The sequence below is a fragment of the Deinococcus sp. LM3 genome (genome assembly GCF_002017875.1).
Classification (GTDB): Bacteria; Deinococcota; Deinococci; order Deinococcales; family Deinococcaceae; genus Deinococcus.
In genome coordinates this window covers 796,960-808,196 of sequence record NZ_MUFV01000001.1, presented here as the reverse complement: position 1 = coordinate 808,196, position 11,237 = coordinate 796,960, and the positions used below count along the sequence as shown (strand labels likewise).

Sequence of the window (11,237 nt, the reverse complement as noted above, 5' to 3'; positions counted from 1 at the left end):
ATGCTCCAGCCGCCCGACGTTTCCCTCACGCCGCTGCTGCCGGTCCTGATCATCCTGGCCGGCGCGGTCAGCAGCACCCTGCTGGGCTTCTGGGTCAGCCGCCGCGTCCTGACCTTCATCAACCTCGGCGCCGTCACCCTGAGCGCCCTGAGCCTCGGGCTGCTCTGGAACGGCGCTGCCAGCGCCTTCGGCGGCAGCCTCCAGGCCGACAACGCCGCGCTGCTGCTGGCCTTCGTGATCCTGACCGGCACCCTCATGACCCTGCTCGTCACGCTGGACACCGCCTGGCGCGCCCGCGTGTCCTTCCCGGAATTCGACGCGATGCTCATGTACGCCGTGACCGGCTGCCTGCTGATCGCCTTTTCCGGCGACCTGATCGTCCTGCTGATCGGCCTGGAAATCATGAGCCTCAGCGGCTACGTCCTGGCGACCCTGCAGGGCTCACGACGCGCCGAGGAAAGCGGCCTGAAGTACTTCCTGCTCGGCGCGGCCGGCAGCGCCGTCCTGATCTACGGCATCGCCTTCGTGTACGGCGCGACCGGCAGCCTCAACTACGCCGCCATCGCCGAGAAGACCAGCGTCCTGAACCCCGAGAACACCGCCATCCTGGTCGGCGGGGCGCTGCTGATGCTGTGCGGCTTCGCCTTCAAGGTCGCCCTGGCCCCCTTCCACCAGTGGACACCCGACGTGTACGGCGGCGCGCCCACCAGCGTCAGCCTGTTCCTGAGCACCGTCGTGAAGGTCGCCGCGTTCGCCGGGATGCTCCGCGTCTTCTCCGGCGCGCTGGAAAACGCACCCGGCTGGCACTCCGTCCTGGCCGTCCTGATCGCCGCGACCCTGATCGTCGGGAACCTCGCCGCGCTGCGCCAGCTCAACTTCAAACGCATGCTGGCGTACTCGGCCGTCGCGCACACCGGCTTCCTGGCCATGGCCCTGCTCGGCACCCCCCAGGCCGGCGGCGCGGCCCTGACGTACTACCTGCTGGTGTACACCCTGATGACCGCCGCCGCCCTGGCCATCGTCGCCGCCCTGCAACGGGGCGAGGAAGGCATGAGCATCCCCGACCTGCGCGGCCTGTACTACCGCCACCCCGCCTACGCCGTCGCGCTGGCCGTGTGCCTCGCCTCGCTGGCGGGCCTGCCGCCCTTCGCCGGGTTCTTCGGCAAGTACCTGGTGTTCCAGGCGGCCTTCCAGAACGGCTACGAGTGGCTGAGCATCCTGGCCGCCCTGACCAGCGTCGCCGCCCTGGTGTACTACCTGCGGCCCGCCATGCTGCTGTTCATGCCCGACCGCACCCCCGCCCGCGAGTACGGCCTGGGCCAGCGCACGCCCACCACCCTCACGGTCGCGCTCGGCGTGGTCGGCGTCACCGCGCTGGGGCTGCTGCCGAACATCTGGTACAGCTGGGTCGCCAACCCCGCCATCTGGACGCTGCTCGTCGGGCAGTAATACGGACTCTGATTGAAGGGGCTGCAAAGACCCTTCAATCAGAGCGGATGCGACTCGTAGAGCTGCCCCGCAGAGTGGGAGAAAAACGGGTTCCGGACGTGGAGCTGGCAATCCGGTGAAGTTCCGGATTGTCGGCGAAACAAAGGGAATCCGGGTAAGAGGGGAGTGGGTCGGTGGCCGGTCTGCCGCCCCACTGACCGGGCACCCGGAGAAACACACCGCACGGAAGTGGCCCGCCATCTGCGTTGCAGAGGCGGGCCACTTCCCATTTCCCGTCTGCTCTAGCCCCGCTGTTCGCGCTGGTACTTCACGCGGTAACGGCTGCGGCTGGCCGCCTCGACCAGGTCGATGGGGGTCTGGATGTCCGGGCCGGTGCGGGCGGCGCCGACGCTGGTGCGGACGTGCAGGTCGCGGTAGCTGAGCTGGTCGAGGGAATCCTGGAGGCGCTGGGTGACGAGGGCCATGTCCTGGGTGCCGGCGTTGTCGAGCAGGACGGCGAACTCGTCCGGGCCCCAGCGGAAGATCAGGTCGCCGCGACGTTTGTGTTTCATGATGCGCCCGGACAGGTCGCGCAGCAGTTCGTCGCCGGCCTGCAGGCCGTACTGTTCGTTGACCTTGCGAAAGCCGCTCAGGTCGACGAGCAGCAGGCCGAGCGGGCGGGCGGCGCGGGTCGCCCAGCGCTGTTCGAGGGCGCGGGTGAAGGCGACGCGGTTGCCGAAGCCGGTCAGGGGGTCGCGGACACTGAGGTTGCGCAGGTTCCACCAGCGTTCCAGCACGACGAGGGCAGTACCCAGAATCGCGGCGTACGAGAGGGTCACGCCGGGCAGCAGGATGTTGCCCAGCCACAGGGGAATGGCGGCGCCCAGCGTCAGCATGGCCAGCGCGAAGCCCCACATGCCGCGTGCCAGGACGGCGGTGATGGCGGTGGCGACGGCCAGCAGCGCGGTCAGCCACTGCGGGAGCCGCGTGAAGGGTGGGCTCAGGAGGCTGGACACGGCGCGCGCCTGCAGGGCCGCTCCGGCGACGGTCTGTCCGGTCACGTCGCGGACGCTGGGGCCGCCGCTGCCGGTGGCGGTCAGGCCGATGATGACGATCTTGCCCTGAATGTCGCCGTAACGGACGTTGCCGTTCACCACGTCCCGGAAGGGAATGACGGGCAGACGGTCCTGGTCGGGGGAGCTGTAGCGCAGCAGTTGCGGTTCGGTGCTCAGGGGAACGCTGCTGCCGGCGGCGACAGCCAGCTGCCGCGCGAAGCTGGGGCCGGGCGTGCCGTCGCTGGTGGGGTAGCTGGTCTGGAAGGTGCGGACCACGCCGTCCGGGCTGACGTTCAGGGCGCTGATGCCGGTCGGGGAGAGCCAGTCGGGGCTGGCGAGCAGGCCGCTCTCGCCAGGGGCGGTGGCCAGGACGACGTTCGGCTGGCTGAACGCGTCGGCGAGGCGGCGGTCGTTCAGGGCGGGATCGCTGAGCAGCACGTCGATGCCGATGGCGGTCGCGCCGGCCTGATCGAGGGTGCGCAGAGCCTGACCGTACAGTTCGCGGGGCCAGGTGCCGATGCGGCCGTAGTCGCGCAGCGAGGCGTCGTCGATGCCGACCAGGACGACGCGCCGGTCGGTGGCGCTGGGCAGCGCGCGGTTCAGGGCGTCCCACAGGCGGGTGTTGTTCGGCAGCAGGAAGGTCAGCAGCAGCGCCAGGATCGCCGCCGCCGGGACGGTGTACAGCGCCAGTGACCGGTCAGGGGATCTCAACATGGCGTTCGTTGCCTGCCTCGTCCCTGGCGTTCAGGGTGACGGGAGTGCCGGGCGTGGCCAGCGGCAGGGTCCAGTGGAAGTCGGGGTGGTCGGTGGTGACGGTGCGGGTGTATGTCACGCCGTTCACGGTCGCGCGCAGGGTCACGCGGTTGCTGGTGTCGGTGCCGGGCTGCAGGCTGGCGTCCTGCACGCGGCCGGTCAGGGTCAGGACGCGGCCCTCGCGGCGGCCCTGCACGGTCACGGCCGGCGCGGTCCGGTCGATGACCAGCGGCAGCTGGCGCGTCAGGCTCTGGCCGTAGCGGGTGGCGGTGACGGTCACGGCGTACGTGCCTTCCGGCAGGCTGTCCTCCAGGCGTTCCAGGCGGAACACGCCGTCCGCGCCGCCCAGGGGCACGGTGCGTCCGGCGACGCTGGCCTGCACGGACGCGTCGGGCAGGCTGCGGGCCAGCAGGGTCAGGTCCTGCAGTTGCCGCGGGCCGCGCGGCAGGTCCAACGTGAGGGGCCGGGCGCGTTCGGCGTCCAGCGACTGGTTGAAACGGTCCAGGGCGTCGAGTTGCAAGGTGCCCACCCCGCCCGCCTCGGCACGTTGCTGCCCGGCACTGACCGCCTGATCGCTCTCGCCGGGCAGGGCCACCTGACCCTCGAAGACCTTCACGGTGCCGCTGGCATCCACCCGGAAGACCGTGCCGCGCACGGCGGTACTGACGACCGGGGTGTCCAGGCGGTAGCCGCCCTGCCCCTTCTGCACGACGTTCCAGGCGGTGCCGCGCGAGAGTTTCAGCAGCACCTCGCGGCCCCGTTCGGTACGTTCGACCGCCAGCACGCTCAGTTCGCTCTGTTCGTTCAGGCGCAGGTACCCGCCGCCCGTGAAGCCCACCTCGGCCCACGCGCCGGCGGCGGTGTTCAGGGTCACGCCGGGGTCCAGCGCGTCCCCGACGACCGCCACGCGCGCCTGTCCGGCGCGGTCCACGCGCACCTGCCCGCGCGTCGCCTCGACGGTGGCGCTCCCCAGTCCCCGGTACTGCGAGGCGTACCAGGGGTCCTGCTCACGGAAGGCCGTGACCCGGCCGCTGTTCAGGTCCACCTGCTGCGCGGCGCGCAGGGTCACGAGCTTGCCGTTGAGGCTCAGGCGCGCCTGTCCCTGTAAGACGGCCACGCGGCGGGTGGCCCTGCCGCTCAGGTCCACCCGTATCTGCCCGGCGCCCTCCATGACCACGTGAATGCCCTGTACGTGCACGGCCACCGGGCCGCGCAGGAAGAAGCGCCCGTCGAGCAGGTCCGCCTCGTCGAGGTAGCGGCGCAGCCGCGAGGCGCTGCCCACCACGACCTGCCCGGCCCCGGATTTCAGTTCGGCGCGGCCGGTGCCGGTGCGCAGCGAGGTGGTCACGTCGATCCCGGTGCCCTGAGGCGCCCAGGTGTTGGTGGTGCCCAGCACCTCAACGCTGCCCTGCGCGCCGCTGAGCAGCAGGGGGCCGCCGGCCGCGGTGCCGGCCGCGAGACTGGAAGAGGCGCTGCCCAGCAGGAGCAGCGCCGTCAGGGGAGCGACCCGGAGGTTCGAGTGGAGCTTCAGAACTGCTGCGGGGGCCGTCACCTTCATTCTGTCTAGTCTACGAGAAAAATCTGACAGTTTCGTAACGGGCGTATACTACAGGGCGTGCTTGTTGCCGTCGTGGATGCCAGTAAGGAGTACGGTCCGCTGACCGTGCTCAGCGAAGTGAATTTTGCCGTGCAGCCGGGCGACCGGGTGGGTCTGGTCGGCCGGAACGGGGCGGGCAAAAGCACGCTGCTGGGGCTCCTGACCGGGCGGCTCACCCCCGACGGGGGCACCGTGAAACGCGCGCCCGGCGTGCGGGTCCGGTCGCTGCAACAGGACCCGGTGTTCCCGGACGGCGCGACCATCGACAGCGTCCTGAACGCCGCCTTCCAGGACCTCGACGAGCTGGAGGCCGAACTGAGCGCCGCCGCCGACGCCATGAGCAGCGGCACGCCGGACAGCATCCTGCACCACGAGGCGCTGCTGGAACACTACCAGCGCCGGGGGGGCTTCGAGCGCCGCAGCCGCAAGGACGCCGTGATCCTCGCCTTCGGGTTCCGTGGCCGCGAGAACGACCTGGCGTCCAGCCTCAGCGGCGGGGAACGCACCCGGCTGGGTCTGGCGGCGCTGCTGGTCGAGAACCCGGACGTGCTGCTGCTCGACGAGCCCACCAACCACCTGGACATCGTGATGGTCGAGTGGCTGGAAGCCTTCCTGGGCCGCTATCCGGGCGCGGTACTGGTCATCAGTCACGACCGCACCTTCCTGGACACCGTGACCCGCGAGACCGCGTACCTGCGCGGCGGCACCCTGAAGATGTACCCGGGGAACTACACCAAGTTCCGCGAACTGCTGGAAGTCGAGCAGGAGCAGCAGGCCGCCCGGCACGCCATCGAGAGCAAGCAGATCGCCAGCCTGCAGGCCAGCGCCGACCGCATGAAGATCTGGGGCCTGGGCATGAGCAAACTCGCCCGGCGCGCCAAGGCCATGCAGGCCCGCGTGGACCGCATGCAGAGCCGCGCGACCGCCGCCCCGCCCGCCGATCAGCGCACGGCCCGCATCACCTTCCACGCACCCGAAAGTGGCGACGTGATCCTGGACGCCCGGCACGTGACCCGCGTGCTGCCGGGGGGCCGCACCCTGTTCCGGGACGTGAGCGTGCAGATCCGCCGGGGCGAACGCATCGCCATCATCGGGCGCAACGGCGCGGGGAAGACCACCTTCCTGCGCACCCTGCTGGGCCTGGAGAAGAGCGACGACCCCCGCACGCGCCTGCTGACCGGGGCGCGCGTGACGGTCGGCTACTACGATCAGGCGCTGCGCGGCGTGGACCCGAACGACACGCTGTACGACGTGGCCCGCACCTACACCCAGAAGGACCCGCAGGCGCACGACCTGCTGGGCACGTTCATGTTCCCCTACGACCAGCACGACAAGCAGACCCGCATCCTGTCGGGCGGCGAGCGGGCGCGCCTCGCCCTGCTGAAACTGGCCCAGGAGGACCACAACCTGCTGGTCATGGACGAACCCACCAACCACCTGGACATGGAGATGGTCGAGAGCCTCGAAGTGGCGCTGGAGGACTTCGGCGGGACCCTGATGATGGTCAGCCACGACCGCGCCTTCATCGAGGGCCTCGCCGACCGCATCTGGCTGATCGAGGACGGGCAGTTCTACGAGTACCCCGGCTGGGAGGACTACAAGGCCAAGCACCGCACGGCCGCCGAACTGGAAGCCGAGGCACTGGCCGCCGCGCCGAAGGCCGCCCCGAAACCCGCCGCGCCGAAGGGCAAGGGCCTGTGGCACCTCAAGCGCGAGGTCGAGGCCATCGAGGCCGACATCGCCCGCCTGGAAGCGGCGCTGGAAGAGGCACAGGCCGCCCTGAACGCCGCCCCCGTGGGCGCGGACTTCGTGGCGCTGGGACAGGCCGCGCACGACCTGGAAGTGCAGCTGGAAGCGAAGATGACCGCCTGGAGTGAGCGGCAGGCCGAGGTCGAGGAGAAGGGCGGCTGATACGGACTCCGAGTGAATGGGCTGCAAAGACCGTTCAATCCGAGCGAAGCGAGAAGGAGAGAAACGGGTTCCGGACGTGGAGCTGGCGATCCGGTGAAGTTCCGGGTTGTCAGCGGAACAGACGGAACCCGTATGACAGCCGGGAGGGCAGGCGACAGGCGGGACAGGTCCGGCCCCCTCGGACAGTCCCCCCCGGACGGTGCTTACGAATCTCACCCCCGCCCCCTTATCCTGAGTCCGGAAGTCAGGATTATGACCAGCCCCCACACCCAGACCCCCCAGGCCCCCGCCCCCACCGCCGCGCACGCCCGCTCGCTGCACCGGGCGGCCGAGGCGTTCCTGGCGCACACCCACCCGCGCGCCCCGCTGCGCCTGGACCGCGTGACCCTGCACGGCGTGACGTACGCCGCCGCGCCGGACCCGGCCGCGCTGCGCCTGAACCGAGCGCTGGCCGAGGAAGTCGTGATGGTCGCCCTGGCCCCCGCCGAGGCCGCCCACCTGAGCGGCACGCCCACCCCCGACGGCGGCCGGGACGCCCGCATGCTCCTCGACTGCGCCCTGACCGACCCGGACGAACGCGACACCCTGGACGCCTACCTGAGCGTCCTGCGGGGCCGCACCCGCGCCAGACTGCGCCGCGCCTGGACCGAGATCGAGGTCCTGGCCGCCGGACTGCGCGAACACGGCGAACTGGACGCCGCGCAGGTCGCGCACCGCGTCGCCTGCGCCCAGGGCATCCGCGCCAGCCTGCTCAACTGAAGCCGGGCTCCAGTCGAACGCCCTGTTGCCGGGCATGTGAAGGGCATGAGCAGGCCTGCCGTCCCCGACCGGTCCAGCATCGCCCGGAGTCGCCTCCAGCAGCCTCAAAAGCGCCTGGAACGGAGAAAACAGACCCGTTTACTCGGAATCCGCCCTTTCCCTTCACCGTGCAGCGCAGCTCACCATCCCCTGCCCGCCCCGGCCGCACGCTGAAGGCAGGAGGGTCCCATGAACGACGACACCCAGAGCATGGTCAGCCGCTGCGACGCCACCACCTGCCGCTTCAACGAGGACATGAACTGCACCGCCGGCCAGATCGAGGTCAGCATGAGCGGCCAGACCGCCCAGTGCCTCACCTTCGCCCCGGCCGACGCCATGAACGAAAGCCAGAGCGCCCGCGCCGACAACTGAACGCCCACGATCAAGGGCCGCCTTCACATGGAGGCGGCCCTGACTGTATCTACCGGGCCGTGACGATCCTGGGAGCGTTCAGGTCCGTGTAGTCCAGCACCACGCCCGCATGCGCTTCCGGATCGGCCTCGCGGAAGTACAGGCAGTGGCCCTCCACGTAGCGGCGGTTGCTGTCTGCCCGCGGATCGGGCGAGCCGTATCCCGGCCCACGGGCGGCGCCGCGTGGCACCGACACCTCGAACGGCACGCGCAGGAACACCGAATCGTGCCACCAGTCGCGCAGCTCCGGGCGGTGCAGGAACAGGCCGTCCACGATCAGGACGCTGCCCTGCCCGGCTTCCTGTGCGGGGGCATGAACAGGTTCGTCGCGCGTGACGTCAAACACCTGCGGGCGGTACTGCCCGCTGCCACCCGGCGACAGGGGAGAGAGTACCTCGCGTTCCAGCGCGGCCAGATCGTACGAGTCACGGTAGAAGCCCTCCGGTGAGGTGCGGCCCCTGCGGTACCGGGCCACGCGCGGCTGGTGGAAGCCGTCGATACTGACGCGGATCACGGGCCGCCCCAGCCTCCGCAGTCGCCGGGCCAGCTCGTCGGCCAGGGTCGTCTTGCCTGCCCCGGCCACGCCGTCCACGGCCACCCGCGCGACCGGAAGGGCCGGGAGGGCGTCCCAGCGGGCCGTCAGCCACGCCAGCACATCCTCCCGGCTGTCGGGGACGCGGCCGCTCAGATTTTCAGCTCGCCCTGTGGCGTGACGTTCAGGTCCTGCGCGAGTTCGCGGGACGCCTGCTGCCGCTCGCGGTCCAGGTACGTCTGCGCCTGCGCGACCTCCTTGTCCAGTACCTGCATGGTGTCCTGGAAGCGTTCCAGCGCCTGCTGCCGGTACGAGCTGATGGCGTCCAGCGCGCCGTACACGTCCCGGAATGCCGCCTGGATGATCTGCGGGTCCACGGTGGCGCTGCCCGCCTGCCGCTGGATCTCGGTGCTCTGCTGGCGCAGCAGGCTGGCGGTCGAGCCGATCATCTTGCCGGTCGTGTCGTTCAGGGCCGTCACCTGCCCCAGCACGGCCTGCTGCGTCCCGAGGGCCTGCGAGACCATCAGCGCGGTCTTCAGGGCGCTGACGGTGGTGGTCGTGGCGCGGTCCACGCCCTTGATCAGTTCGAGGTTGTTGCGCCGCACGAGGTCCAGCGCCAGGTACCCCTGGATGCTCACGGCCAGTTGCGTCAGCAGGTCGGTGACGCGCTGCCGCACCGCGAACAGCAGTTCCTCGCTGACCATGCGGGCCTTGTCGGGGTCGGTGACCTGCAACTCCTGAAGGCGCTGCGTGAGGGCCTCATCCACGGCCTTCCCGACGTGCGCGTACTGCCGGAGTTTCTGCATGGTGTCCCACAGGTGGACCTTCTCGGTCTCGATGGTGGCGTTGTCGCGCCGCAGCTCGTCCTGACCCCGGTACAGCGCCTCCAGGATGCCGTTCAGGTGCGACTGCGCGCTCTGGTACTTGTCCAGTGCGTTCTGCACCTTCTTCCCGCCGGGCAGCAGCCCCAGGAAGCGGCGGGGCGTGGCCGCGCGGCTGGGGTCCAGGTCCTCCACCGTGCGGCGCAGGTCCGTCAGGCCGCGCAGGATGTCGCTGCCCTCGGCGAGTGCGCCGACCTTGGTGGCGCGCAGGGGGCGGTCCAGCATGCGGTTGCTGCTCTGCGCGGCGGCCCGCTGTTCGGGCAGGCCGAGTTCATGCACGGCGTCCAGTTTGCGTTTGAATTCCGGGGTGTGCGCCCCGGCACTCAGGACGTCCTGCGCGAAGGCGCGGGCCATCTGGTCGAGCCGCGCGCGGTCCTCGGCGGACAGCGGCACCATCTCCGGCGCTTCCTGCGCCCGCACGGCCGGGACGGCGTCCGGCGCTTTCAGCAGGGAGTCGGGGGGAGTCAGCGGACCGGAAGTACCATCGCTCATGCCCTCCATTACGCACCCCGGACATGAGGAGTTGCATCCGGCAAAAGGCGCATGTCCCCACAAGCCCGGCCGGGGTACGCTGCGCGCCGATGCCCGCACAGCCCAGCCTGAACCTGCCGACGCTGACCCTGCCCGCCCTGACCTTGCGCAGCCGCCGCGACGACGATCTGCCCACCCTCTGGCGCTGGCTGCACGCGGAGAGCGACCCGGAATGGAAACGCTGGGACGCCCCGTACTTCCACGCGGCTGGCGGGCCGTCCACGCTGTCCCTGACCGACTTCACGGCCCGCGAGCACCGCCGCGCGCCTGACCCGCACGGGCGGATCATCGCGCTGGACGGCGCGTGTATCGGGCAGGTCACCCGCCACGAGGAAGCCCCGGAGGGCGGCGGCTGGTGGGATCTGGGCGTGCTGATCTTCGCCCCCCGGCACTGGGGCGGCGGGCTGGGCACGCAGGCGCTGCGGCTGTGGACCGACGCCACCTTCGCCCAGACCGGCGCGCACGTCCTGACCCTGACCACCTGGGGCGGAAACGAGCGCATGATCCGCGCAGCGGCCCGCTTGGGCTTCCGCGAGTGCGCCCGCATCCCACAGGCCCGCGCCTGGGCCGGGCAGCGCTGGGACAGCGTGAAACTCGCATACCTGCGAACCGACTGGGCGACCGGGGCTATGCCCTGACAGACCGGCACGAGAGAGCGGGCCGCGTGGAAGGCGGCCCGCTGCCCGGTGCGGGGGTCAGTTTTCCAGCGTGACCGGGTAGTCCTCGGCGACGATGCTCACGCCCGCCCCGTTGAAGTACGCGCGGATGGTGTACTCCCCGGCGGGCAGCGCCTTGCCGTCGCTGCCCCGGCCGTTCCAGCGGACGCTCTGCACGTCCATGGTCTCGCCCGGCGCGACGTTCGTCATGACGAGCTGCATGGTGCAGACCGTGTTCGTGGGGTTGGCGCGCACGACCTGCCCGGCGGCGTTCAGGACCTCGAAGCGCACGTCGCACGCACCGTGTTGCAGGTCGATGACGGCCTCGCCCAGGTTGGTCAGGTTGAAGGTCCAGGTGGTGTCCTGACCGCCGCGCAGGCTGCCGGGGCCGCTCAGGTTGGCGCTGTGCGGGGTAGCCAGCGCAGGGTTCAGGGCGGGCCGGGTCGGCGTGACGGGTGCGGGGGTCGTGGGCGCGGGCGTCGTGGGTGCCGGGGCGGCGCTGCGGGGCGGCAGGGCCGGAATGGTGAAGATGCTCACCTGGGCCTGGGCGGACAGCGTGCCCAACAGGCCGGTGGACAGCAGGGCGGTGGACAGCAGGGCCGTGCGGATGCGGGGCGTCATGCCCCTCACTGTGCGCGGCCCCGCCTGACGCTGCGTGAGGAACCCTGAGCGAACCTTCAGGGA

At 70.7% G+C, this 11,237-nt stretch carries 10 protein-coding genes; 5 read left to right on the top strand and 5 right to left on the bottom strand.

What is annotated here, in order from left to right; translation table 11 throughout:
- Window positions 1-1,449 (top strand): NADH-quinone oxidoreductase subunit N, encoded by a 1,449-nt coding sequence (locus tag BXU09_RS03720; RefSeq protein WP_078300666.1) that lies wholly within the window; start codon window positions 1-3, stop codon window positions 1,447-1,449.
- A 281-nt stretch (window positions 1,450-1,730) separates the two neighbouring features.
- Here the strand turns inward: BXU09_RS03720 and BXU09_RS03715 are convergent, their stop codons facing one another.
- Window positions 1,731-3,197 (bottom strand): CHASE2 domain-containing protein, encoded by a 1,467-nt coding sequence (locus BXU09_RS03715; protein ID WP_078304706.1) that lies wholly within the window; start codon window positions 3,195-3,197, stop codon window positions 1,731-1,733.
- On the bottom strand, window positions 3,181-4,794 hold the full coding sequence (locus BXU09_RS03710; RefSeq protein WP_078300664.1) for a FecR family protein: 1,614 nt from the start codon (window positions 4,792-4,794) through the stop codon (window positions 3,181-3,183). Before BXU09_RS03710 ends, BXU09_RS03715 begins: the two co-directional genes overlap by 17 nt.
- Window positions 4,795-4,851: 57 nt before the next feature.
- On the opposite strand from BXU09_RS03710, the gene BXU09_RS03705 reads away from it, so the two are divergent.
- The 3 genes from BXU09_RS03705 (at window position 4,852) to BXU09_RS03695 (ending at window position 7,914) form a co-directional block, all read left to right on the top strand.
- A complete protein-coding gene (locus BXU09_RS03705) occupies window positions 4,852-6,744 on the top strand; it encodes an ABC-F family ATP-binding cassette domain-containing protein (protein ID WP_078300663.1) in 1,893 nt (630 codons plus the stop codon).
- 252 nt (window positions 6,745-6,996) lie between these two features.
- Entirely contained in the window at window positions 6,997-7,503 is a 507-nt protein-coding gene (locus BXU09_RS03700) for a hypothetical protein (protein ID WP_078300661.1), read from the top strand.
- Window positions 7,504-7,731: 228 nt separating this feature from the next.
- Window positions 7,732-7,914 carry a DUF1540 domain-containing protein gene (locus BXU09_RS03695; RefSeq protein WP_055362967.1) on the top strand — a complete coding sequence of 61 codons (183 nt, stop codon included), beginning with the start codon at window positions 7,732-7,734 and terminating at the stop codon, window positions 7,912-7,914.
- Between the two features lie 49 nt (window positions 7,915-7,963).
- On the opposite strand, the gene BXU09_RS03690 is transcribed toward BXU09_RS03695, so the two are convergent.
- Window positions 7,964-8,608, bottom strand: a complete 645-nt coding sequence (locus BXU09_RS03690; protein ID WP_078300660.1) for a uridine kinase — start codon at window positions 8,606-8,608, stop codon at window positions 7,964-7,966.
- A 29-nt stretch (window positions 8,609-8,637) separates the two neighbouring features.
- Window positions 8,638-9,858 (bottom strand): toxic anion resistance protein, encoded by a 1,221-nt coding sequence (locus BXU09_RS03685; protein ID WP_078304705.1) that lies wholly within the window; start codon window positions 9,856-9,858, stop codon window positions 8,638-8,640.
- Window positions 9,859-9,947: 89 nt separating this feature from the next.
- Between BXU09_RS03685 and BXU09_RS03680 the strand changes: the two genes are divergently transcribed.
- Window positions 9,948-10,535 (top strand): GNAT family protein, encoded by a 588-nt coding sequence (locus BXU09_RS03680; protein WP_078300658.1) that lies wholly within the window; start codon window positions 9,948-9,950, stop codon window positions 10,533-10,535.
- Window positions 10,536-10,592: 57 nt separating this feature from the next.
- Here BXU09_RS03680 and BXU09_RS03675 read toward each other — a convergent pair whose 3' ends face one another.
- Window positions 10,593-11,174 carry a FlgD immunoglobulin-like domain containing protein gene (locus tag BXU09_RS03675; RefSeq protein WP_078300657.1) on the bottom strand — a complete coding sequence of 194 codons (582 nt, stop codon included), beginning with the start codon at window positions 11,172-11,174 and terminating at the stop codon, window positions 10,593-10,595.
- Window positions 11,175-11,237 lie beyond the last annotated feature (63 nt).